The organism is Mycobacterium sp. 852002-50816_SCH5313054-b (assembly GCF_001667185.1).
In the GTDB taxonomy this organism is placed as follows: Bacteria; Actinomycetota; Actinomycetes; order Mycobacteriales; family Mycobacteriaceae; genus Mycobacterium.
The window spans coordinates 54074-76123 of sequence record NZ_LZIC01000027.1 but is presented as its reverse complement, the minus strand read 5'-3'; the positions used below and the strand labels follow the sequence as shown (position 1 = coordinate 76123).

The 22050-nt window shown below is 70.6% G+C and carries 22 protein-coding genes; 8 read left to right on the top strand and 14 right to left on the bottom strand.

Going from position 1 to position 22050, the window contains the following annotated elements:
- Positions 1–11: 11 nt before the first annotated feature.
- The 6 genes from ahcY to A5787_RS04255 all read right to left on the bottom strand — a co-directional run bounded on the left by ahcY (position 12) and on the right by A5787_RS04255 (position 5395).
- Positions 12–1484 carry an adenosylhomocysteinase gene (ahcY, locus tag A5787_RS04280; RefSeq protein WP_066962109.1) on the bottom strand — a complete coding sequence of 491 codons (1473 nt, stop codon included), beginning with the start codon at positions 1482–1484 and terminating at the stop codon, positions 12–14.
- Between the two features lie 51 nt (positions 1485–1535).
- Positions 1536–2177, bottom strand: coding sequence for a TetR family transcriptional regulator (locus A5787_RS04275; protein WP_082977060.1), 642 nt, complete (start codon positions 2175–2177; stop codon positions 1536–1538).
- On the bottom strand, positions 2174–2356 hold the full coding sequence (locus tag A5787_RS04270) for a rubredoxin (RefSeq protein ID WP_066962103.1): 183 nt from the start codon (positions 2354–2356) through the stop codon (positions 2174–2176). Before A5787_RS04270 ends, A5787_RS04275 begins: the two co-directional genes overlap by 4 nt.
- Positions 2353–2580 (bottom strand): rubredoxin, encoded by a 228-nt coding sequence (locus A5787_RS04265; protein WP_066962100.1) that lies wholly within the window; start codon positions 2578–2580, stop codon positions 2353–2355. The genes A5787_RS04270 and A5787_RS04265 overlap by 4 nt, the downstream gene beginning before the upstream one ends.
- Positions 2577–3815, bottom strand: a complete 1239-nt coding sequence (locus A5787_RS04260) for an alkane 1-monooxygenase (protein ID WP_066962097.1) — start codon at positions 3813–3815, stop codon at positions 2577–2579. Before A5787_RS04260 ends, A5787_RS04265 begins: the two co-directional genes overlap by 4 nt.
- Before the next feature lie 80 nt (positions 3816–3895).
- Positions 3896–5395, bottom strand: a complete 1500-nt coding sequence (locus A5787_RS04255; RefSeq protein WP_066962094.1) for an APC family permease — start codon at positions 5393–5395, stop codon at positions 3896–3898.
- 59 nt (positions 5396–5454) lie between these two features.
- Here A5787_RS04255 and A5787_RS04250 point away from each other — a divergent pair, with 59 nt between their 5' ends.
- Positions 5455–6855 (top strand): NAD(P)/FAD-dependent oxidoreductase, encoded by a 1401-nt coding sequence (locus A5787_RS04250; protein ID WP_066962091.1) that lies wholly within the window; start codon positions 5455–5457, stop codon positions 6853–6855.
- On the opposite strand, the gene manA is transcribed toward A5787_RS04250, so the two are convergent.
- The 4 genes from manA to A5787_RS04230 form a co-directional block, all read right to left on the bottom strand.
- Complete coding sequence (gene manA, locus A5787_RS04245; protein ID WP_066962088.1) at positions 6833–8059, bottom strand: mannose-6-phosphate isomerase, class I; 1227 nt, start codon at positions 8057–8059, stop codon at positions 6833–6835. The genes A5787_RS04250 and manA overlap by 23 nt on opposite strands.
- Before the next feature lie 8 nt (positions 8060–8067).
- The gene (locus A5787_RS04240) at positions 8068–9168 is read right to left on the bottom strand and encodes a TobH protein (RefSeq protein ID WP_066962085.1); all 1101 of its coding nucleotides are present in this window, start codon (positions 9166–9168) and stop codon (positions 8068–8070) included.
- The gene (locus tag A5787_RS04235) at positions 9165–10544 is read right to left on the bottom strand and encodes a phosphomannomutase/phosphoglucomutase (RefSeq protein WP_066962082.1); all 1380 of its coding nucleotides are present in this window, start codon (positions 10542–10544) and stop codon (positions 9165–9167) included. The genes A5787_RS04240 and A5787_RS04235 overlap by 4 nt, the downstream gene beginning before the upstream one ends.
- Positions 10545–10618: 74 nt before the next feature.
- Complete coding sequence (locus A5787_RS04230; RefSeq protein ID WP_197506951.1) at positions 10619–11071, bottom strand: DUF3499 domain-containing protein; 453 nt, start codon at positions 11069–11071, stop codon at positions 10619–10621.
- 172 nt (positions 11072–11243) lie between these two features.
- Between A5787_RS04230 and A5787_RS04225 the strand changes: the two genes are divergently transcribed.
- Positions 11244–11666, top strand: a complete 423-nt coding sequence (locus A5787_RS04225; protein ID WP_066908187.1) for a metallopeptidase family protein — start codon at positions 11244–11246, stop codon at positions 11664–11666.
- 9 nt (positions 11667–11675) lie between these two features.
- Here A5787_RS04225 and A5787_RS04220 read toward each other — a convergent pair whose 3' ends face one another.
- Positions 11676–12014, bottom strand: a complete 339-nt coding sequence (locus A5787_RS04220) for a WhiB family transcriptional regulator (protein ID WP_066962075.1) — start codon at positions 12012–12014, stop codon at positions 11676–11678.
- 320 nt (positions 12015–12334) lie between these two features.
- Here A5787_RS04220 and cofD point away from each other — a divergent pair, with 320 nt between their 5' ends.
- From cofD to A5787_RS04200, 4 genes are read left to right on the top strand one after another with little or no spacing between them, the layout of a single operon-like run.
- The gene (gene cofD, locus A5787_RS04215; protein ID WP_066962073.1) at positions 12335–13330 is read left to right on the top strand and encodes a 2-phospho-L-lactate transferase; all 996 of its coding nucleotides are present in this window, start codon (positions 12335–12337) and stop codon (positions 13328–13330) included.
- On the top strand, positions 13327–14667 hold the full coding sequence (locus tag A5787_RS04210) for a coenzyme F420-0:L-glutamate ligase (protein ID WP_066962070.1): 1341 nt from the start codon (positions 13327–13329) through the stop codon (positions 14665–14667). Before cofD ends, A5787_RS04210 begins: the two co-directional genes overlap by 4 nt.
- A 10-nt stretch (positions 14668–14677) precedes the next feature.
- Positions 14678–16252 (top strand): class I SAM-dependent methyltransferase, encoded by a 1575-nt coding sequence (locus A5787_RS04205; protein ID WP_066962067.1) that lies wholly within the window; start codon positions 14678–14680, stop codon positions 16250–16252.
- The gene (locus A5787_RS04200) at positions 16249–16809 is read left to right on the top strand and encodes an NUDIX hydrolase (RefSeq protein ID WP_066962064.1); all 561 of its coding nucleotides are present in this window, start codon (positions 16249–16251) and stop codon (positions 16807–16809) included. Before A5787_RS04205 ends, A5787_RS04200 begins: the two co-directional genes overlap by 4 nt.
- Before the next feature lie 46 nt (positions 16810–16855).
- Here the strand turns inward: A5787_RS04200 and A5787_RS04195 are convergent, their stop codons facing one another.
- Genes A5787_RS04195 through rfbD form a run of 3 tightly spaced genes read right to left on the bottom strand, consistent with a single transcriptional unit; the run spans position 16856 to position 19719 of the window.
- Positions 16856–17935, bottom strand: a complete 1080-nt coding sequence (locus A5787_RS04195) for a sugar phosphate nucleotidyltransferase (protein ID WP_066962061.1) — start codon at positions 17933–17935, stop codon at positions 16856–16858.
- Between the two features lies 1 nt (position 17936).
- Positions 17937–18824 carry a glycosyltransferase family 2 protein gene (locus tag A5787_RS04190; protein ID WP_066962058.1) on the bottom strand — a complete coding sequence of 296 codons (888 nt, stop codon included), beginning with the start codon at positions 18822–18824 and terminating at the stop codon, positions 17937–17939.
- Entirely contained in the window at positions 18817–19719 is a 903-nt protein-coding gene (gene rfbD, locus A5787_RS04185; protein WP_066962055.1) for a dTDP-4-dehydrorhamnose reductase, read from the bottom strand. Before rfbD ends, A5787_RS04190 begins: the two co-directional genes overlap by 8 nt.
- Before the next feature lie 78 nt (positions 19720–19797).
- Between rfbD and A5787_RS04180 the strand changes: the two genes are divergently transcribed.
- Together A5787_RS04180 and A5787_RS04175 are read left to right on the top strand one after the other, a co-directional pair.
- On the top strand, positions 19798–21270 hold the full coding sequence (locus A5787_RS04180; protein ID WP_066962052.1) for an LCP family protein: 1473 nt from the start codon (positions 19798–19800) through the stop codon (positions 21268–21270).
- Positions 21258–21986 (top strand): TIGR03089 family protein, encoded by a 729-nt coding sequence (locus A5787_RS04175; protein ID WP_066962049.1) that lies wholly within the window; start codon positions 21258–21260, stop codon positions 21984–21986. Before A5787_RS04180 ends, A5787_RS04175 begins: the two co-directional genes overlap by 13 nt.
- Positions 21987–22050: the final 64 nt, after the last annotated feature.

Genomic DNA, 22050 nt, shown 5'->3' with positions numbered 1-22050 from the left:
GAGCCCGGCGCTCAGTAGCGGTAGTGGTCCGCCTTGTACGGGCCGTCGACGTCGACGCCGATGTACTCGGCCTGCTCCTTGGTCAGCTTGGTCAGCTCGCCGCCGAGCGCCTCGACGTGGATGCGGGCCACCTTCTCGTCGAGGTGCTTGGGCAGCCGGTACACCTCGTTGTCGTACTCGTCGTTCTTGGTCCACAGCTCGATCTGGGCGATCACCTGGTTGGAGAAGCTGTTGCTCATCACGAACGACGGGTGACCGGTGGCATTGCCCAGGTTCAGCAGCCGGCCCTCGGAGAGCAGGATGATCGACTTGCCGCTGTCGCCGAACGTCCACACGTCGACCTGGGGGCGGATGTTGACCTTGGTGGCGCCGGACTTCTCGAGCTGGGCGACCTGGATCTCGTTGTCGAAGTGCCCGATGTTGCCCAGCACCGCGTAATCCTTCATCGCCTTCATGTGCGCCAGCGTGATGATGTCCTTGTTACCGGTGGCGGTGACGACGATGTCCGCCTCGCCGATCGCGTCCTCGACCGTCTTGACGTCGTAGCCCTCCATCAGCGCCTGCAGCGCGTTGATCGGGTCGATCTCGGTGACGACGACGCGCGCGCCCTGGCCCTTCACCGAGTCCGCGCAGCCCTTGCCCACGTCGCCGTAGCCGCAGATCAGCACCTTCTTGCCGCCGATCAGCACGTCGGTGCCGCGGTTGATGCCGTCGATCAGCGAGTGGCGGCAGCCGTACTTGTTGTCGAACTTGGACTTGGTGACCGAGTCGTTGACGTTGATCGCCGGGAACGCCAGGTCGCCGGCCGCGGCGAACTGGTAGAGCCGCAGCACGCCGGTGGTGGTCTCCTCGGTGACGCCCTTGACCGACTCGGAGATCTTCGTCCACTTGTCCTTGTCGGTCTCGAACCGGTTGCGCAGCAGCTCCAGGAAGACCTTCCACTCGGTGGGATCGTCCTCTTCCGCCGGGGGCACCACGCCGGCCTTCTCGTACTGCGCGCCGCGCAGCACCAGCATGGTGGCGTCGCCGCCGTCGTCCAGGATCATGTTGGCCGGCTCGTCGGGCCAGGTCAGCATCTGCTCGGCGGCCCACCAGTACTCCTCCAGCGTCTCGCCCTTCCAGGCGAACACCGGGACACCCTTGGGCTCCTCAGGCGTGCCGTGCGGGCCGACGACCACCGCGGCGGCGGCGTGGTCCTGGGTGGAGAAGATGTTGCACGACGCCCACCGGACCTGCGCGCCGAGCGAGACGAGGGTCTCGATGAGCACGGCGGTCTGCACGGTCATGTGCAGCGATCCCGAGATGCGCGCGCCCTTGAGCGGTTGCACCTCGGCGTACTCGCGGCGCAGCGACATCAGGCCCGGCATCTCCTGCTCGGAGAGCTCGATGTCCCGGCGGCCGTAGTCGGCCAGCGACAGGTCGGCGACCTTGAAATCGATGCCGTTGCGGACGTCGGCGGTTAACGAACTTTCGGTCGTCGTCATAAACGTGACTCATCCTTCTGAGGGGCTTGGCGGGTTCAAGCGGTACTTAGCTTAGGTATGTTCTTCCGCCACTGTAGCCGCGACCCCATGACGCTCCGCGAACGGCGTCATCAGCCGGGCCAGGTCCGCCGCCACGTCGTGATCGGCCTCCGGCGGCATGGACACATAGCTCAGCGCCAGCCGCACGATCGCGCGCGCCAGCACCCCGGCGTCCTCGTCGCTGGTCGCCACCCAGCTCTGGGTCAGCGCCGTGGTCAGGCGCTCCGACGCCCGGGCGATGATGGGCCCGCTGTCGGTGGTGATGATCTGCAGCAGGTCGGGCTTGGCGACGCCGGTCAGCAGCGAGATCACCAACGGGTCGGCCGCCGACTCCGCGAAGAAGGACCGGAATCCCTGCAGGAACGCTTCGTGGATGTTGCCGACGTTGGCGTCGATCGCGCCTCCGACCGCGTCGACCAGGCGATCGGCCAAGCGCAGGGCGTACCCCTGCGCCAGGCCTTGGCGCGAGCCGAACTCGTTGTAGATGGTCTGCCGGCTGATGCCCGCGGCGCGGGCCACGTCGGCCAGCGTGACGGCCGACCAGTCGCGGACCAGCAACAGGTCCCGCATCGCGTCGAGCACCGAGTCGCGCAGCAGGACGCGCGACGCCTCCGCGTACGGCATCCGCTTCACAGGCGCGACTGTAACGCTCATGGTCGCGCCACCTCCACCATCTCGAAGTCGGACTTCGCCGCGCCGCAGTCCGGGCAGCTCCAGTCCTCGGGGATGTCGTCCCAGCGGGTCCCGGGCCCGATCCCGTCCTCCGGCCAGCCCAGCGCCTCGTCGTACTCGAACCCGCACTGGATGCAGCGGAACAGCTTGTAGTCGGTCACCGGTTGCCTCCCATCCAATTGTCCGGCTTCTTCTCACCCGCTTGCGCGGCTGCATCGTCGCCGGACGTGGTTTCGAAATCGGCCTTCTCGCGCACCGCGCAATCGGGGCAGCACCACTCGTCGGGGATGTCGCCGAAGGGCGTGCCCGGGGGAAAGCCTTCCCGCGGAGCGCCTCTCGCCTCGTCGTAAACGTAGTCGCAGCCCGGGCAGCGGTAGGCGATCATGCGCTCGCCCCGTGGCGCGCCAGCACCCGGTCGCGGACCCGCGGGTGGATGTTGACCTTGGTGATGTCGCCGTCATAGTGGGACAGCACCCGATGGTCCATCACCTTGCGCCACAGCGGCGGCAGGTAGGTGAGCGAGATCATCGACGCGTACCCGCTGGGCAGGTTGGGCGAGCCCTCGATGCTGCGCAGCGTCTGGTACCGACGGGTCGGGTTGGCGTGGTGATCGCTGTGCCGCTGCAGGTGGTAGAGGAACAGATTGGTGACGATGTGGTCGCTGTTCCAGCTGTGCACCGGCGCGCACCGCTCGTAACGGCCATTGGCGCCCTTCTGCCGCAGCAGGCCGTAGTGCTCGAGGTAGTTGACCGCCTCCAAGAGGCTGAAGCCGAAGACCGCCTGGATGAGCACGAACGGGATCAGGCCCACGCCGAAGACCGCGATCAGCGCGCCCCACAGCACCACCGACATCGCCCACGCGTTCAGGACGTCGTTGCCCGGGTAGGTGCGGGGGTCCCAGGGGTTCCTGCCTTGCCGGCGCAACCGCTGCGCCTCCAAGCTGAACGCCGAGCGTAGGCTGCCGAACACGCTGCGCGGCAGGAACTCCCAGAACGTCTCGCCGAAGCGCGCCGACGCCGGGTCTTCCGGAGTGGACACCCGCACGTGGTGGCCGCGGTTGTGCTCGATGTAGAAGTGGCCGTAGCAGGACTGCGCCAGGGTGACCTTGGACAGCCACCGCTCCAGCGACTCCTTCTTGTGCCCCATCTCGTGGGCCGTGTTGATCCCCACCCCGCCGAGGACCCCGACCGACAGCGCCACGCCCAGCTTGCCCGCCCAGCCCAGCGCAGAACCCGCCGGGAAGCCGAGCCAGCTCAGGTCGGACGCGGTGAACAGGTAGGCGCCCAGGACCACGCTGAGGTACTGGAACGGGATGTAGAGGTAGGTGCACCGGCGGTAGTACTTGTCGTTCTCCAGCCGCGCCATCACCTCGTCGGGCGGGTTCTGCCCGTCCGGCCCGAAACGCACGTCGAGGAGCGGCAGCAGGACGTAGAGCAGGATCGGCCCGATCCACAGCGGCAGCTGCGCGGCGGCGTGCCAGCCGAACCGGTTCAGCGCCCAGACCATCGGCAGCATCACGAACAGCGCCGTCGGGGCGATCAGTCCCATGAGCCACAGATGGCGCTTCTTGTCCCGCCAGACCTCTGGGGAGAGAGCTTCGGTAGGGCTGAGTGTGGTCATATGCCAAACCTCCTTGTGAGTCACACCACGTTGGAGTTGGACATTACCGGCGTTTGCGTCTTCTGTCTAGACATAAAGAGCTAATTTGTAAACGAACCCGCGTCCGCGTGCTCCCGACCGGCGTCCCGCCGTCCCTGCACGGAGTGCCGGTACCCGTAGCCGGCGTAGATCGCGGTTCCCACCACCAGCCACACGGCGAACCGAACCCAGGTCAGCGCGGTGAGGTTGAGCATCAGCCAGACGCAGGCGCAGATCGACGCGACGGGCAACACCGGCACCCACGGGGCCCGGAACCCCCGCTCCAGGTCCGGCCGGGTGCGGCGCAGCACCATGACGCCGGCCGACACCAGGACGAACGCGAACAGCGTCCCGACGTTGACCATCTCCTCGAGCTTGGTGATCGGGAACACCGACGCCGTCGCCGCCACCACCACCGCGACCAGCACCGTGATCCGGACCGGGGTGCCGCGCGGCCCGGTCTTGGCCAGCGACCGCGGCAGCAGCCCGTCGCGCGCCATCGCGAACAGCACCCGGCACTGCCCGAGCATCAGCACCATCACGACGGTGGTCAGCCCCGCCAGGGCACCGATGGCGATGATTTTGCTGGCCCATTGGATCCCGTTTGCTGCGAACGCCGTGGCCAGGTTGGCCGGCTTGTGCCCGGGCAGGGTCTTGAGCTGGGTGTAGGACACCATGCCGGACAGCACGACCGCGACGGCGACGTACAGCAGGGTCACGACCGCCAGCGAGACCAGAATTCCCCGCGGGACGTCGCGCTGGGGATTCTTGGTCTCCTCGGCCATGGTGGCGACGATGTCGAAGCCGATGAACGCGAAGAACACGATGGACGCCCCCGCCAGCACGCCGTACCAGCCGTAGTGGCTGCTGTGGGCCCCGGTCAGCAGCGACAGCACCGACTGATTGATGCCCGACGCCTCGTGCCCGGACTCCGGCTTCGGGATGAACGGCGAGTAGTTGGAGCCCTTGATGTAGAAGGCGCCGACGATCACGACCAGCAGCACCACCGACACCTTGACGCCGGTGATCACCGCGGAGAACCGCGACGACAGTTTCGTTCCCAGGGCGATCAGGGTCGCCACCGTCGCGACGATCAGCAGCGCGCCCCAGTCCAGCTGGATCGAACCGAGTTGGATTGTGCCGCCGCCGAATCCGAACACGTTGCCGAGGTAGCTCGACCAGCCCTTGGACACGACCGCGGCGCCGACCGCCAACTCCAGCAGCAGGTTCCAGCCGATGGTCCAGGCGAGGAACTCCCCGAAGGTGGCGTAGGAGAACGTGTAGGCGCTGCCCGCCACCGGCAGCGTCGAGGCGAATTCGGCGTAACACAGGGCCGCCAGCGCGCAGGTGATGGCCGCGATCACGAACGAGATCCAGATGGCCGGCCCGGTGATGTCGCCGGTGGTCGACGCGGTGACCGTGAAGATGCCGGCGCCGATCACCACCGCGACGCCGAAGACCACCAGGTCCCGCCACGTCAGCTCCCTGCGCAGCCGGGTTTCGGGCTCGTCGGTGTCGGCGATCGATTGCTCGACCGACTTGGTGCGCCATCGATTCGCCATTCGGCCGGCCCCTTCCCGATGTGCCCGTTGGACCGCACAGTACTGGGTAGTCTGCGAGCATGGCGGGAAGCGGGGGGAACGCAAGGGGTCACGCGGCGGTCATCGGGGGAAGCATCGCGGGCTTGTGTGCCGCACGGGTGCTGTCCGATTGCTACTCGCGGGTGACGGTCTACGAGCGCGACGAGTTGCCGGGCGCGCCGGCGAATCGCGCGGCCGTCCCGCAGGACCGGCATCTGCACATGCTGATGGCGCGCGGGGCGGCGGAGTTCGAGAGCCTGTTTCCCGGCCTGCTGGCCGACATGGTGGCAGCGGGCGTGCCCATGCTGGAGAACCGGCCGGACTGCATCCACCTCGGCGCCGCGGGCCATGTCCTCGGGACGGGGCACACGCTGCGCGACGAGTTCACCGCCTACGTGCCCAGCCGGCCACACCTGGAGTGGCAGCTGCGCCGGCGGGTGCGCGACATCGACAACGTCGAGATCGTGCGGCGCTCCGTTTCCGAACCGCGCTACGACCGCGGGCTTCAGCGCGTCACCGGTGTGCTGCTGGACCCCCAAGACCGGGGCGAGCCGGAGTTCGTGCCCACCGACCTCGTCGTCGACGCCGCGGGCCGGGGCACCCGGTTGCCGGTGTGGTTGGAGCAGTGGGGATTCGAGCGCCCGGTCGAGGCCGTCATCGACATCGGCATCCACTACGCGTCCCACCAGTTCCGCATGCCGGAGGGCGTGATCGCCGAGAAGGTGGTGGTCGCCGGCGCCTCCCACGACGAGTCGCTCGGGCTGGGCATGCTGCACTACGAGGACCGCGTTTGGGTGCTGACCACGTTCGGCGTGGCCGACGCCAAACCGCCCAGAACGTTCCCGGAGATGCTCGCGCTGGCCGACAAGCTGCTGCCCGCACATTTCAATGCCGCGCTGGCGCGGGCAGAACCCTTCGGCGAGCCGGCTTTTCACGCGTTTCCGGCCAGCAAGTGGCGCCGCTACCACAAGCTGGACCGCTTCCCGGCCGGCATCGTCCCGTTCGGTGACGCCGTGGCCAGCTTCAACCCCACCTTCGGGCAGGGCATGACGATGACGTCGCTGCAGGCCGGTCATCTGCGGCGGGCGCTGCAATCCGACGACCTCGCGCGCGAGCTGAATCGGGCCACCGCCAAGACCACGTATCCGGTGTGGATCATGAACGCCATCGGCGACGTCACCTTCCACCACGCCGAGCCCAAGGGAACCGCCCCGTGGTGGTGGCGGCCGTCCGGCGCGCTCTTCGACCAATTTCTCGGGGCCGCCGAAACCGATCCCGTTCTGGCCGAGTGGTTTCTGCGCCGGTTCTCGCTCCTGGACAGCCTGTACATGGTCCCGCCGCCGCGGATCATCGGGCGCACCATGGCGCACAACATGCGGCTGTGGCTGCGCGAGCGCCGGGAAGCCGGGCGCTCGCCCGTCACAGCCCTACGGTCGACCTGAACAGCCTGGCGGGCTCGCGCGCGACCAGCCGGATGGGCCCGTCGTCGGCCGCCACCCAGGCGGCCATCCCCCGTTCCAGGGTGAGCGTTGCGGACTTGGCGTGCACCGTCACGCAGCCCTCGCTGCACAACAGGATTTGCGGGCCCTCGTGGCTGCACGTCGCGTCGACCTCGTGGCCGAGGTACTCGCCGTCGAGCGCCAGGACCGCGACGGCGAACTCGGCGGTCGGCGTCTCGTAGATCCGGCCGAACCCCTCACGGCGGACGTGCGGGCGCAGTTGCGCCTCGGTGGTGGGGGTGAAGTCCAGCACCCGCAACAGCTCTGGCACGTCGACGTGTTTGGGGGTGAGCCCGCCGCGTAACACGTTGTCGGAGTTGGCCATCACCTCGACCGCGAAGCCGCGCAGATAGGTGTGCAGGTTGCCCGCCGACACGAAGATGGCCTCGCCCGGGGCCAGGGTGATGCGGTTGAGCAACAACGCCGCCAGCACGCCGGCGTCACCGGGATAGCGTTCGCCGAGCTCCAGCACCGTCTTGGCCTCGGCCGCGAATTCCGTTGCGCCGGAGCTGACGTACTGGATGGCGCCGTCCAGCACGGCGGGCACCAGCACGTCGATATCGGGCTGCGGGGCGGTGATCCACGTGGTGAACAGCGCGCGCAGACCGTCGGCGTCGGATTGGTCGTTCAGCAGGTCGATGTAGGGGTCGAGGTCGGAGACGGAAAGCGCGCGCAGCAACTCGATGGTCGCCGACGCCTGACGAAATCCGGCCAGCGCCTCGAACGACTGCAGCGCCACCAACAACTCCGGCTTGTGAGAGGTGTCGCGGTAGTTGCGCAACGGCGAGGACACCGGAATGCCCAGTCGCTCCTCACGCAGGTAGCCCTCGACCGCCTGCTCGGCGCTCGGATGCGCCTGCAGCGACAGCGGCTCGTCGGCGGCCAGCACCTTGACCAAGAACGGGAGCACGTCCCCGAACCGGGCGCGCGACCCCGCGCCGAGCTGTCCCTCCGGGTCGGCGACCAGGGCCTCGAGCAACGAGACTTCACCCGTGTCCGTTTCCAGCCAGGCCGGGTCGCCGGGGTGTGCACCGAACCAGAGCTCGGCCTCCGGGTGGGCCGCCGGAACCGTGCGCCCGGTGAATTCCGCAAGGGCGGTGCGCGATCCCCAGGCGTACGTCCTCAAGGCCCCGCGAAGCAGTTCCACTTGTTTATCTATCCCCGCACCAGTCGCATGTAAACCGCGGCCATCTCGAGCCGAACGGCCAATACTGCCAGTTGCTCCTCGGCGCTGATGGCGCCCCCCAACGCCGGCGCAACCGTCGAACCGGCCGAGCCGCCGGGTCCGTCGGGAACATCCTCGGCGGCGAGCAGGTACACGTCGTCGAGCCCCGCGGTCCGGGCGGCCACCACCGTCTGTTCGGCCGACAGGGTCAGCGCCAGCACCCGCAGCCGCTCGGGCCGCGGCCCGTCGATCTCCTCGTCGTGGAAGAGGTCGTCCCCCGCCCCGTCGCTCGTGTTCGCCGCCGCCCGCAGCGCCAGCACGGCATCCGCCAACCCGGTGGCGGCGACCACCTCGTGGGCGAGCCGCAGCAGCACCGAGCTGCCGTGCCAGGCCAGCGCCAGCGTGGCCGCGCAATCGCCCGCCAGCGCCGCCTTGCAGCCGGCTATCCGGGCGGCGATCGTCTTGGCGGGATTGGTGAACAGCTGGCGGGCGGCGCTGTTGCGCAGCGCCTCGGCATCGAGCGCGTCGGCGAGCGGACCCAGGTCCTGTCCGCCAGGCCGGGGGTCGACGATGCCCAGGACGGCCAGGCCCGCGGCGAGGTAACGGCACAGCCCCAACGCGTCGGGCACCCAGACCCGCGGCTCCAGCACGGCGGCGCGCCCGGCCGTGGAGTCGCGCAGCGGGCCCTCGTACGGGGCGACCACGACCACCCGCGCGCCCCGGCGCACGCCGGTCGCGGCGGCGGCGACCAGCGCGGGATCGCCGGGATCGTCACCCGCGACCACCAGCACGTCCAGCGGGCCGACCCATTGCGGTGCCTCGCCGGCGACCACGATCGGTTCGGCGGCCACCCCACCCACCGTCGCGGCCAGCAGGGCGCCGGCGGTGCGGGCCGTCCCGCGGCCGGCCACCCAGATCACGCTGCGCGCGCGGCCGTCGGCCCGCAGCGAGTCGAGTGCGCCCTCGTCGGTGGCGGCGGCGATCGCGCGGACCTGCGCGCCCGCCGACGACGCCGCCCGCAACAGGCCGTCGGTGTCGGCCGCGAGCAGGCCCTGGGCGTCTTCGAGGTCGATCGCCGCGGTGGCGTTCACGGTGTGGTCCCGGCGATCTCGGCGCGGACCTGGGCGACGACGGCGTCGACGTCCTCGGTGGTGCGGCCCTCCACGTTGAGCCGCAGCAACGGCTCGGTGTTCGAGCTGCGCAGGTTGAACCAGCTGCCGTCGCCCAAATCGACCGTCACCCCGTCCAGGTGATCGATGGACTGAATCCGGGTGCCGAACGATTTCAACACCGTGTCCACACAATACGACGCGTCGGCCACCGTGAAGTTGATCTCGCCGGACGACTCGTAACGCTGGTAGTCGGCGGTCAGCTCCGAGAGCGGCCGTTCGTGCTCGCCGAGGGCGGCCAGCACGTGCAGCGCCGCCAGCATCCCGGAGTCGGCGCCCCAGAAATCCCGGAAGTAATAGTGCGCGGAATGCTCCCCGCCAAAGATCGCGCCGGTGTCGGCCATCAGCGCCTTGATATAGGAGTGGCCGACCCGCGAGCGCAGCGGGGTGCCGCCGCGCTCGGTGACCAGTTCGGGCACCGCGCGGGAGGTGATCACGTTGTGGATGATCATGGCGCCGATCTCCCGGCCCAGCTCCCGGGCGGCCACCAGGCCGGTCACCGTCGACGGCGACACCAGCTCCCCGCGCTCGTCGACCACGAAGCACCGGTCGGCGTCCCCGTCGAAGGCCAGCCCGATATCCGCACCGACGGCGCCGACGAATTTCTGCAGGTCCACCAGGTTGGCCGGGTCGAGCGGGTTGGCCTCGTGATTGGGGAACGACCCGTCGAGTTCGAAGTACAACGGCAGTAGGGTCATCGAGTCGATCGCGCCCAGCACGGCCGGGGCGGTGTGGCCGGCCATCCCGTTGCCGGCGTCCACGGCCACCCGCAGCGGACGCAGCCCGGAGGTGTCCACCAGCGAACGCAGGAACGTCCCGTAGTCGGCCAGCACGTCGCGATCGGTGGCGCTGCCCGGGGGGCCGTCGTACGCCGGGACCCCGGCGATCACGTCGTCGCTGATGGTGCTCAGCCCGGTGTCCGCCCCGACCGGTTTGGCGCCGGCCCGGCACAGCTTGATGCCGTTGTAGGCCGCCGGGTTGTGGCTCGCGGTGAACATGGCGCCCGGGCAGTCCAGCAGTCCGGAGGCGAAATAGAGCTGATCGGTGGACGCCAAGCCGATCCGGACCACGTCCAGGCCCTGGCCCAGCACCCCGCGCGCGAAGGCCGCGGCCAGCGCCGGCGAACTGTCCCGCATGTCGTGGCCGAGCGCCACCTGCCGGGCCCCCTCGGCGCGCATCAACGCGCCGAACGCGGCGCCCAGATCGGCGACCAGCGACTCGTCGAGCTCCTCACCGACCAGCCCGCGGACGTCGTAGGCCTTGACGACGCGGCGAACGGTCGCGGCGGACCGTGACATGCGAAACTCCTGACGCTCCTGACAGTGGGGCTCTTGGCGTCAGCCTATCGGCCCGGGAAAAACCCTGCGGCGGGTTACTCGGCAGGGTCCGGCAACACCCGAAGATGTCCGCGGCGGCGACCGGAGCGGGGCTCAGGCGGCGCGAGCAGCCCGCTGCTCGGCGCGGTGGCCTGGGCTCCGGCGTGAATGTGGGGATCGGAAAAGCCGTTCAGGGGCGCGCCGGCACTCGGATGGGGCCGGCCCCCATCGCGCGGCCGCCCCTCGCGCACCGCGTCGGCGAGGGCGACCAGGTCGTCCTCGTCAGGGTGGGCGGGCTCAGAAAGAAGGGGCCCGGCGTGGCGCACGAGGTCCCAGCCGCGGGGTGCGGTGATCCGGCTGGCGTGGCCGACGCACAGGTCCCAGGAGTGCGGTTCGCGCGCGGTGGCGAGCGGGCCCACCACCGCCGTCGAGTCCGAGTAGACGAACGTCAAGGTCGCCACGGCGTAGTGCGGACACCCGGGCCGGCAACAGCGACGGGGAACGTTCACGCCGAAAGGCTATCGTGCGCAAACGCCACGCAAGCGCCGGACACGCGCATCCGCTCGACCCGCGATGTACAACCGTTACCATCGGCGCGTGGGCGAATCCGGCGGCTCCCCGCACAGCCATCGGTCGGGGCGCCGGTCGGCTTCCTACCGAGGGTCGCGACGCGGCCGAGATATGCGCGGTCCGCTGCTGCCGCCGACCGTGCCCGGATGGCGCAGCCGCGCCGAGCGGTTCGACATGGCGGTGCTGGAGGCCTACGAACCGATCGAGCGGCGCTGGCAGGAGCGGGTGTCCGAACTGGACGTGGCCGTCGACGAGATCCCGCGGATCGCCGCCAAGGACCCCGAGAGCGTGCAGTGGCCGCCGGAGGTCATCGCCGACGGGCCGATCGCGCTCGCCCGGTTGATCCCGGCCGGCGTCGACGTCCGAGGCAACGCAACGCGGGCACGAATTGTCTTGTTCCGCAAGCCGATTGAGCGGCGGGCCAAGGACACCGACGAACTTGGCGAGTTGTTGCACGAAATCCTGGTGGCCCAGGTGGCCATCTACCTGGACGTCGAGCCCTCGGTCATCGACCCCACGATCGACGACGAATAGCGTCGCGCGTCAGATGATGCCGCGCTTGAGGCGGCGGCGCTCCCGTTCCGACAGACCACCCCAGATGCCGAAGCGCTCGTCGTGCGCCAGGGCGTACTCGAGGCACTCGTGGCGAACCTCGCAACCCAGGCAGATCTTCTTTGCCTCGCGGGTGGAGCCGCCCTTCTCCGGGAAGAAGGCCTCGGGATCGGTCTGCGCGCACAGCGCGCGGTCCTGCCACTGATCCGGCGTCGCCGGCGGCAGGGGCTCGGGCTCGAAAGCGACTGGGGCGTCGGGAACCACAGTCAGGTGCGGACGGACCGGTGCCGCCGGCGCCGAGCCGATCATGGTCTGCGGTGTGCCTGTCATAACGCCCCGAAGGTGCTCATAAGACATGCTTCGTCCGCCTCCTCAGCTTTGATTTGAGAGAGTGAGTGTGTTCCCACTGTTCTGATGTACAGACAATTCGAACATGTGATCGAATCTCGGTCTGCGACACCGGAATCGGCCGGCCAACCGGGAAATGACACTGATGTGATTAGACACGGGTTGATCTGCCTGGTCAAGCGTTTCGGCGCATTTCCATATCATCTCGTGACCAAATTCCGGCGTTTCCGTTGTTTTTGGGCCTTCGGCGTGTCCGTCACAGTCGCATCACGGGCAGTACTGTCGAGCCCTGTGAAGGTCAAGTGAAGGTCACGGTTCTGGCCGGTGGGGTTGGCGGCGCCCGGTTCCTGCTGGGGGTTCAACAGCTGTTCGGGCTGGGTCAGTTTGAAACGCAACAGGGCCCACGCACCGACAGCCACGAGCTGACCGCGGTCGTCAACGTCGGCGATGACGCCTGGATCCACGGGTTGCGCGTCTGTCCGGATTTGGACACCTGCATGTACACCTTAGGTGGAGGCGTGGACCCGGAGCGAGGGTGGGGGCACCGCGACGAAACATGGCACGCCAAGGAGGAATTGGCGCGCTACGGCGTGCAGCCCGACTGGTTCCAGCTCGGCGATCGCGACCTGGGCACCCACCTGGTGCGCACCCAGATGCTCAACGCGGGCTACCCGCTGTCGCAGATCACCACCGCGTTGTGCGATCGCTGGCAGCCGGGCGCGCGGCTGCTGCCGGCCACCGACGACCGCTGCGAAACGCATGTGGTGATCACCGATCCGGCCGACGACAGCCGTCGGGCGATCCACTTCCAGGAATGGTGGGTGCGCTACCGGGCGCAGGTGCCAACGCACAGCTTCGCGTTCGTCGGCGCCGAAAAGGCCAGCGCCGCAGCCGAAGCGGTGGCGGCCATCGCCGACGCCGATATCATCCTGCTGGCGCCGTCCAACCCGGTCGTCAGCGTCGGGGCCATCCTGGCCGTCCCCGGCATCCGCGGCGCGCTGCGCGCCGCCCAGGCCCCGGTCGTCGGCTACTCCCCGATCATCGGCGGAAAGCCGTTGCGCGGCATGGCCGATGCGTGCCTGTCCGTGATCGGGGTCGAGTCCACCGCGGAGGCGGTCGGCCGGCATTTCGGGTCGCGGCGGGCCACCGGGATCCTGGACTGCTGGCTGATCCACGAGGGCGACCACGCCGACGTCAACGGGGTCGCCGTGCGCGCGGTGCCGCTGTTGATGAGCGACCCGAAGGCGACGGCCGAGATGGTCAGGGCCGGGCTGGAGCTGGCGGGCGTGGCGGCATGAGCGAGCACGGCACCGGGGCCACCGTCGAGATCCTGCCCGTCACCGGGCTCCCCGAGTTCCGGCCCGGGGACGACCTGGGCGCGGCCGTCGCCGCGGCGGCGCCCTGGCTGCGCGACGGGGACGTCGTGGTGGTCACCAGCAAGGTGGTGTCCAAGTGCGAGGGGCGCCTGGTGCCGGCCCCCCGGGACCCCGAGGAGCGCGATCGGCTGCGGCGCAAGCTCGTCGACGACGAGGCGGTGCGCGTGCTGGCGCGCAAGGGCCAGACCCTGATCACCGAGAACCGGCTCGGCCTGGTCCAGGCCGCCGCGGGCGTGGACGGGTCCAACGTCGGCCGCGACGAGCTGGCGCTGCTGCCGGTCGATCCCGACGCCAGCGCGGCGGCGCTACGCGCCGCGCTGCGCGAGCGGCTCGGCCTCGACGTCGCCGTCGTCATCACCGACACGATGGGCCGCGCCTGGCGCAACGGCCAGACCGACGCGGCCGTCGGCGCCGCCGGCCTGCGGGTGCTGCACGGCTATGCCGGAGCCGTCGACCGGCACGGCAACGAACTGCTCGTCACCGAGATCGCGATCGCCGACGAGGTCGCGGCCGCCGCCGATCTGGTCAAGGGCAAACTCACCGCGCTGCCGGTGGCCGTCGTGCGCGGGCTCGCCGTGACCGACGACGGCTCGACGGCGCGGCAACTGCTGCGACCCGGCGAGGAAGACCTGTTCTGGCTGGGCACCGCCGAGGCCCTCGACATGGGCCGCCGGCAGGCCCAGCTGCTGCGCCGCTCGGTGCGCCGATTCACCGACCAGCCGGTGCCACCGGAGCTCGTCGAGGACGCCGTCGCCGAGGCCCTCACCGCGCCGGCCCCCCACCACACCCGACCGGTCCGCTTCGTGTGGCTGCGGACCCCGGCCACCCGCACCCGGCTGCTGGACCGCATGAAGGACAGGTGGCGCTCCGACCTCACCGGGGACGGACGGCCCGCCGACGCGATAGAGCGGCGGCTGGCGCGCGGCCAGATCCTCTACGACGCACCCGAAGTGCTCATCCCGTTCCTGGTGCCCGAGGGCGCCCACGCCTACCGGGACGCGGCCCGCACCGACGCCGAGCACACCATGTTCACGGTCGCCGTCGGCGCGGCCGTGCAGGCCCTGCTGGTCGCGCTGGCGGTGCGGGGGGTGGGCAGCTGCTGGATCGGCTCGACGATCTTTGCCGCCGAGTTGGTCCGCGCCGAGCTCGAGCTGCCCGCCGACTGGGAGCCCTTGGGCGCCATCGCGATCGGCTACGCCGAGGACCGGCCCGGGTCGCGCGACGCGGCGGACCCCGGTGATTTGCTGATCCGCAAGTAATACTGAGCCCATGGGATTCGCGGGCAAGGCGGCGGCGTCGGCCGACAAGGTCCGCGGCGGCTACTACACGCCCGCCCCGGTGGCCCGGTTCTTGGCCCGCTGGGTGCGCGGGGCCGGGCCGCACATCGTCGAACCGTCCTGCGGCGACGGCCGAATCCTGCGCGAGCTGGCCGCCCTCGGCGCCCGGGTGCGCGGCGTGGAGCTGATTCCCGACGAAGCCGCCAAGGCCCGGCAATTCGCGCCCGTCGACGCCGCGAACCTCTTCGCGTGGCTGGCGACGGCCGAGCCCGGTGGCTTCGACGGCGTCGCGGGCAACCCGCCCTACATCCGCTTCGGCAACTGGGCGTCCGATCAGCGCGACCCGGCCCTGGAACTGATGCGCCGCGAGGGCCTGCGCCCCAGCCGGCTGACCAACGCCTGGGTCCCCTTCGTCGTCGCGAGCGCGGTCCTGGCGCGCGACGGCGGGCGGGTCGGCCTGGTGCTGCCGGCCGAGTTGCTCCAGGTCGGCTACGCCGCCCAGCTACGCGAGTATCTGCTCGCCCGGTTCTGCGAGATCACGCTGCTGACCTTCGAGCGGTTGGTGTTCGACGGCATCCTGCAGGAGGTCGTGCTGTTCTGCGGTGTGGTCGGGGCGGGTCCGGCCCGGATGCGCACCGTCCATCTCGCCGACGCCGACGCGCTGGCGGACGCCGACCTCGAGGCCCCGTGGGCCCCCACGCTGCTGCACGAGCAGGAGAAGTGGACCAAGTACTTCCTGGACCCCGCCGCGATCCGGCTGCTGCGCTCGCTCAAGGGATCGCCGGTGCTGACCCGGCTCGGGTCGCTCGCCGGCGTGGACGTCGGCATCGTGACGGGCCGCAACAGCTTCTTCACGTTCACCGACGCGCAGGCCGACGAGCTGGGGCTGCGGCCGCACTGCGTGAAGCTCGTGTCGCGCAGCGCGCAGTTGTCCGGGCTGGTCTACGACACCGACTGCCGCGCAACCGATGTCGCGGCGGGCCGGCGGACCTGGCTGCTCGACGCGCCGGCCGAACTCACCGACACCGCCCTGAACGCGCACGTCCGCGCCGGTGAGGCCGCCGGCGTGCACCGGGGCTACAAGTGCTCGATCCGCACGCCGTGGTGGACCACCCCGTCGCTGTGGGTTCCCGACCTGTTCCTGCTGCGCCAGATCCACCGGGCGCCGCGGCTGACCGTCAACGCCGTGGCGGCGACGAGCACCGACACCGTGCACCGGGTCCGGGTCGCGCCCGGCGTGGATCCGGCGGCGCTGGCCGCGGTGTTCCACAACAGCGTGACGTTCGCGTTCGCCGAGATCCTCGGCCGCAGTTACGGTGGGGGCATCTTGGAGCTGGAACCCGCGGAAGCCGAGCACCTTCCGATCCCCGCCCCGGCGCACGCCGAAGCCGAACTCGCCTGCGACGTCGACTTGTTGCTGAAGGCGGGCGAGATCGACAAGGCGCTCGACCTCGTCGACCGGCAGGTGCTGATCGACCGGCTCGGGTTGTCTCCCGAGGTGGTCGCGGGCTGCCGCGCGGCCTGGGTTTCGCTCCGGGACCGCCGGGCAAGGCGCGGATCCCGTTGAGCCTCCGCGAATCCGCGATCTCGCTTCTCACCGACTGGCGGCCGACGGATCCGGCGCAGGATTCGGTGCGGCACGCCGTGCTGGCCTTCGTGCACGCCCGCCCGGACGCCTGCCGCCGCGAGTGCGCGGCGGGCCACGTTACCGCCTCGGCGCTGGTGCTCGACCACACCGGCGCCCGGGTGCTGCTGACCCTGCATCCGCGGCTGGGCCGCTGGGTGCAGCTGGGCGGGCACTGCGACGAGGACGACAGCGACGTCGTCGCGGCGGCGTTGCGCGAGGCCACCGAGGAATCCGGCGTCGCCGGCCTGCGCATCGATCCCGAGCTGGCGGCCGTGCATGTCCACCCGGTCACCTGCTCGCTCGGCGTGCCGACCCGTCACCTGGACCTGCAATTCGTTGCGCACGCACCGGCCGGCGCGCAGATCGCCATCAGCGACGAGTCCGACGATTTGCGGTGGTGGCCCACCGACGCCCTGCCGGACGGCACCGATCACGCGCTGGCGTACCTCGTCGCCCGGGCGACCGAAATCGACGCCAGCGCACAGAAGTGCGAGTAACTCGAGTGGGCGTCGCGGTCACGTCGATCTCGACGCACAGCAGGACTCACACGTCGGAGGAGTAGCGGATCCCGCCGTCGGGAATGGCGACGCCGGGCCACACCCGGGCGCCGCGCAGCAACTCGCAGCGGGCGCCGATGTCGGCGCCGTCGCCGATCACCCCGTCGCGGATCAGCGCCCGCGGGCCGATGCGTGCCCCGAAGCCGATGATCGAGCGCTCGATCACGCTGCCGGCCTCGACCTTGACGCCGTCGAAGATCACCGCGCCGTCCAGGCGGACACCGGGGCCGATCTCGGCGCCGCGCCCGACGACCGTCCCGCCGATCAGCACCGCGCCCGGCGCCACCGCCGCGCCGTCGTGCACCAACTGCTCGCCGCGGTGGCCGTGCAGCGCCGGCGACGGGGCGATCCCGCGGACCAGGTCCGCCGAGCCGCGCACGAAGTCGTCCGGGGTGCCCATGTCGCGCCAGTAGGTGGCGTCGACGTAGCCGCAGACCTTGACTTTCGCGTCGGACAGCAGGGCCGGGAACACCTCGCGCTCCACCGAGACCTCGCGGCCCCGTGGGATCCGGTCGATGATCGCGCGCTGGAAGACGTAGCAGCCGGCGTTGATCTGGTCGGTCGGCGGATCCTGCGTCTTCTCCAAAAACGCTGTGACCCTGCCGGTTTCGTCGGTCGGCACGCAGCCGAACGCCCGCGGGTCCCCCACCCGCACCAGGTGCAGGGTCACGTCGGCGGAGTTGGTCTGGTGGAACTGAAGCAGCTGGCCCAGGTCGGCGCCGGACAGCACGTCGCCGTTGAACACCATCGCGGTGTCGTGGCGCAGGTGCCCGGCGACGTTGGCGATGCCGCCGCCCGTTCCCAGCGGCGAGTCCTCGGTCACGTATTGGATCTGCAGCCCCAGTTTCGACCCGTCGCCGAACTCGGCCTCGAACACCTGGGCCTGATACGACGTGCTCAGGATGACGTGCTCGATGCCCGCCGCGGCGATCCGCGACAGCAGGTGGGTCAGGAACGGCAGCCCGGCGGTGGGCAGCATCGGCTTGGGCGCCGAGAGCGTCAGCGGCCGCAGCCGGGTGCCCTTGCCCCCAACCAGGATCACGGCGTCGACTGGACGGGCCGCCACGTCAGCGCCGCCCTTCTGCCAGGTTCCGCCTGCGGCTGCGCAGCGAACTGCGCACCATCAGCCGCGATCGGGCCGCCAGCGAGGCGCGCAGCGTCCAGCGCAGCGGCGCACGCCGCCAACCGGAATTACGGTCGGCCAGGAACTGATAGGTGCTCTTGTGGTGGGCCGCCAGGTGGCTCGCCGGGTCGTGCCCGGTGGAGTGACCCTTGTGGTGCAGGACTTCGGAGGACGGCACGTAGACGCTCAGCCAGCCCGCTTTGCCCAGCCGGTCGCCGAGGTCGACGTCCTCCATGTACATAAAGTAGCGCTCGTCGAAGCCGCCGACCTGGCTGAAGGCCGACCGCCGCACCAGCAGGCACGACCCCGACAGCCAGCCCACCGCGCGTTCGCTGGGCTCGAGCCGCTCCTGGCGGTAGGCCGCCGTCCACGGGTTGCGCTTCCAGAACGGACCGACCACCGCGTGCATGCCGCCGCGGACCAGGCTGGGCAGGTGGCGCGCCGACGGGTACACCGACCCGTCGGGGTCGCGGATGAGCGGGCCCAGGGCGCCGGCATGCGGCCAGCGGGTGGCGGCGTCCAGCAGGGCGTCGATGCTGCCCGGGCCCCACTGCACGTCGGGGTTGGCCACGATCACCCAGTCGTCGTTCTCGCCCAGCTGCGCGACCGCGCGATTCACCGCGGTCCCATACCCGAGGTTCGCGCCGGTCTCGAAGAGCCGCACGTTCGGGTAGCGCTCGACGGCGGCCTGCGGGGTGCCGTCGGTGGAGCCGTTGTCGGCCAGCAGCACGCTGACGGGGCGCTCGGTGGCCAGCGACAGGGAGGCCAGGAACCGCTCCAGGTGCGGGCCCGGCGAGTAGGTCACCGTCACGACCGGCAGGATGTCAGTCACGCGTAGAGGGTAACGGTCGGTCGCTGCCCGATGCGGCCAGCGCCGCGACAAGCGCAGCGCGCCAGGGCCTTAGCGGCGTCAGGCCCGCCGCCGCGGACTCCTCGCCGCCCAGCGCGGAGTAGCTCGGCCGCGGCGCCGGGCGCGGAAACTCGTCGGTCTTGACCGGCCGCACCCGGTCGGGCTCGGCGCCGCACTCCTCGAACACCGCGCGCGCCTGCTCGAAGCGCGACACCGCACCCTCGTTGGCGGCGTGCAGGATCGGACCCGGCACGCGATCGTCGGCGACCTGCAGCAGCGCGACGGCCAGGTCGGCGACGTAGGTCGGCGACCCGGCCTGGTCGTCGACGACGTTCACCGGCCCGTCCCCGGCGGCCAGCCGGCGCATGACGGCAACGAAGTCCTTGCCCGTTCCGCCGGTGTAGAGCCAGGCGGTCCGCACCACGACGGCCGACGGCAGCGCCGCCAGGACGGCCTCTTCGCCGGCGAGCTTGGACAGCGCGTACACGCCCCGCGCGTCGGTCTTGTCGCTGGGCTCGTAGGGACGCGGCCCGCCCGGCCCGGGGTCGCCGGTGAACATGTAGTCGGTGGAGACGTGGATCAGCCGGGCGCCGGCGCGCGCGCAGGCCCCCGCGAGGATTTCCGGCCCGGTGGCGTTGACCGCGTAGGCGCGCGCCTCGTCGCTCTCGGCGCCGTCGACGTCGGTGTAGGCCGCGCAGTTGATGACCACGTCGCCGGGGCGGATGTTCCGTTCCGCCGCGGCCGGGTCGGCGATGTCCCACTGCGACGACGTGAGCGCGAGCACCTCGCGCCCCCGCTCGCTCGCCAGCGCGGCCAAACAGCTGCCCAGTTGCCCCCCGGCTCCCGTGATCACGATCCGTTCCGACCTGCCCGACATGTCGTCGAGTGTGGCACGGCCCAGGCACGCCGCCCCCGGCTACCCGCGAAGCCGCTGTGTCGCAAGTAACCTATTGGGATGCCTGTGCAACGTGTGGTTCGTGTGGTTGCCGCTGTGCTGACCGTCGCGGTCGTCGTCGGCACCGGAATGGCGTGGGGCAACGTGCGCGCCTTCGAGGACGGCATCTTCCACATGTCCGCGCCCTCGCTGGGCAAGGGCGGCGACGACGGCGCGATCGACATCCTGCTGGTCGGTCTGGACAGCCGCACCGACGCCCACGGCAACCCCCTGTCCCAGGAGGAGCTGGCCAGCCTGCGGGCCGGGGACGAGGAAGCGACCAACACCGACACGATCATCCTGATCCGGATACCGAACAACGGGAGGTCGGCCACCGCGATCTCGATTCCGCGGGACTCCTACGTCGCGGCGCCCGGCCTGGGCAAGACGAAGATCAACGGCGTGTACGGCCAGACCAGGGAGGCCAAACGCGCCACCCTCGTCCAGGCCGGTGCCTCCGCGACCGAAGCGGCGGCCCAGGGCACCGAGGCCGGCCGCGAGGCCCTGATCAAGACCGTCGCCGACCTCACCGGCGTCACCGTCGACCACTACGCCGAGATCGGCCTGCTCGGTTTCGCGTTGATCACCGACGCGCTCGGCGGTGTCGACGTCTGCCTCAAACAGCCCGTGTTCGAGCCGCTTTCGGGTGCCGACTTCCCCGCCGGGCAGCAAAAACTCGACGGCCCCGAGGCGCTGAGCTTCGTGCGCCAGCGCCACGACCTGCCGCGCGGAGACCTGGACCGCGTGGTGCGTCAACAGGTGGTGATGGCGTCGCTGGCCCACCGGGTCATCTCCGGCAAGACGCTGTCCAGCCCCACCACCCTGCGGCGCCTCGAGGCGGCCGTCCAGCGCTCTGTGGTGATCTCCTCGGGTTGGGACGTCATGGATTTCGTCCAGCAGATGCAGAAGCTGGCCGGCGGCAACGTCGCGTTCGCCACCATCCCGGTGCTCGACGGGGCCGGCTGGAGCGACGACGGCATGCAGAGCGTGGTGCGGGTGGACCCGCATCAGGTGCAGGACTGGGTGGCAGGCCTGCTGCACGACCAGGCCCAGGGCAAGACCGAGGAACTGGCCTACACCCCGGCGAAGACCACCGCCAGCGTGGTCAACGACACCGACATCAACGGCCTGGCGGCCGCGGTGTCAGAGGTGTTGAGCTCCAAGGGATTTGCCGCCGGCACCGTCGGAAACAACGACGGCGGCCACGTGAAGAGCAGCCAGGTGCGCGCCGCCAAGACCGACGACCTGGGCGCCCAGCAGGTCGCCAAGGAGCTGGGCGGGTTGCCCGTGATCGCCGACCCGTCCCTCGCGGCAGGCTCGGTCCGGGTGGTGCTGGCCAACGACTACACCGGGCCGGGCTCGGGCCTCTCCGGCGGCGGTGGTCCCGCCGTGTCCGCCCGGGTATCGAACGCGGCCGCCGGGGTCGACCCGAATGTTCCGCCGCCGTCGCCGATCCTGACCGCCGGGTCCGACAAGCCCGAGTGCATCAACTGAGCACGCTGGCCGGGGCCATCCTGGATCCGTTGTTGCGGGCCGACCCGGTCGGCCCGCGCATCACCTACTACGACGACGCCGGCGGCGAGCGCATCGAATTGTCCGCCGCCACACTGGCCAACTGGGCCGCCAAGACCGGCAACCTGTTGCGCGACGAGATGGGCGCCGGGCCGGCGAGCCGGGTCGCGATCCTGCTGCCGGCGCACTGGCAGACGGCGGCGGTGCTGTTCGGGGTGTGGTGGATCGGCGCCGAGGCGGTGCTCGACGCGGGCTCGACCCACCCGAATGCGGATGTGGCCCTGTGCAGCGAGGAACGGCTGGACGAGGCCGACGGTACCGGCGCCGCCGAGGTGGCCGTGCTGTCGCTGGACCCGTTCGGCCGCCCGGCACCGGACCTGCCGATCGGCGTCACCGACTACGCCACCGCCGTGCGGGTGCACGGCGACCAGATCGTCGGCGAGGGGCGGCCCGGTCCGGCGCTGGCCGGGCGATCCGTCGACGAGGTCCTGGCCGACTGCCAAAGATCCGCCACCGCACGGGGATTGACGGCCACGGACCGGGTGCTGTCCAGCGCGTCCTGGACGCGACCCGGCGATCTGGTGGACGGCCTGCTGGCGATCCTGGCCGTCGGCGCGTCGCTGGTGCAGGTGGCCAATCCCGATCCGGGGGCGCTGCCCCGCAGGGTCGAGACGGAAAAGGTCACCCGGGTTCTCTGAACAACGCGGATGGCAGCCAGAAGGGTCGCGGCTCTTGGTCGGGTCGGAACGGGGCCAAGCAGTT

Coding starts and splice junctions, on each gene's coding strand:
- ahcY (WP_066962109.1), bottom strand. CDS start 1,484: ATGACGACGACCGAAAGTTCGTTAACCGCCGACGTCCGCAACGGCATC.
- A5787_RS04275 (WP_082977060.1), bottom strand. CDS start 2,177: ATGAGCGTTACAGTCGCGCCTGTGAAGCGGATGCCGTACGCGGAGGCG.
- A5787_RS04265 (WP_066962100.1), bottom strand. CDS start 2,580: ATGATCGCCTACCGCTGCCCGGGCTGCGACTACGTTTACGACGAGGCG.
- A5787_RS04260 (WP_066962097.1), bottom strand. CDS start 3,815: ATGACCACACTCAGCCCTACCGAAGCTCTCTCCCCAGAGGTCTGGCGG.
- A5787_RS04255 (WP_066962094.1), bottom strand. CDS start 5,395: ATGGCGAATCGATGGCGCACCAAGTCGGTCGAGCAATCGATCGCCGAC.
- A5787_RS04250 (WP_066962091.1), top strand. CDS start 5,455: ATGGCGGGAAGCGGGGGGAACGCAAGGGGTCACGCGGCGGTCATCGGG.
- A5787_RS04235 (WP_066962082.1), bottom strand. CDS start 10,544: ATGTCACGGTCCGCCGCGACCGTTCGCCGCGTCGTCAAGGCCTACGAC.
- A5787_RS04225 (WP_066908187.1), top strand. CDS start 11,244: ATGCGCGGTCCGCTGCTGCCGCCGACCGTGCCCGGATGGCGCAGCCGC.
- A5787_RS04220 (WP_066962075.1), bottom strand. CDS start 12,014: ATGACAGGCACACCGCAGACCATGATCGGCTCGGCGCCGGCGGCACCG.
- A5787_RS04210 (WP_066962070.1), top strand. CDS start 13,327: ATGAGCGAGCACGGCACCGGGGCCACCGTCGAGATCCTGCCCGTCACC.
- A5787_RS04205 (WP_066962067.1), top strand. CDS start 14,678: ATGGGATTCGCGGGCAAGGCGGCGGCGTCGGCCGACAAGGTCCGCGGC.
- rfbD (WP_066962055.1), bottom strand. CDS start 19,719: ATGTCGGGCAGGTCGGAACGGATCGTGATCACGGGAGCCGGGGGGCAA.
- A5787_RS04180 (WP_066962052.1), top strand. CDS start 19,798: ATGCCTGTGCAACGTGTGGTTCGTGTGGTTGCCGCTGTGCTGACCGTC.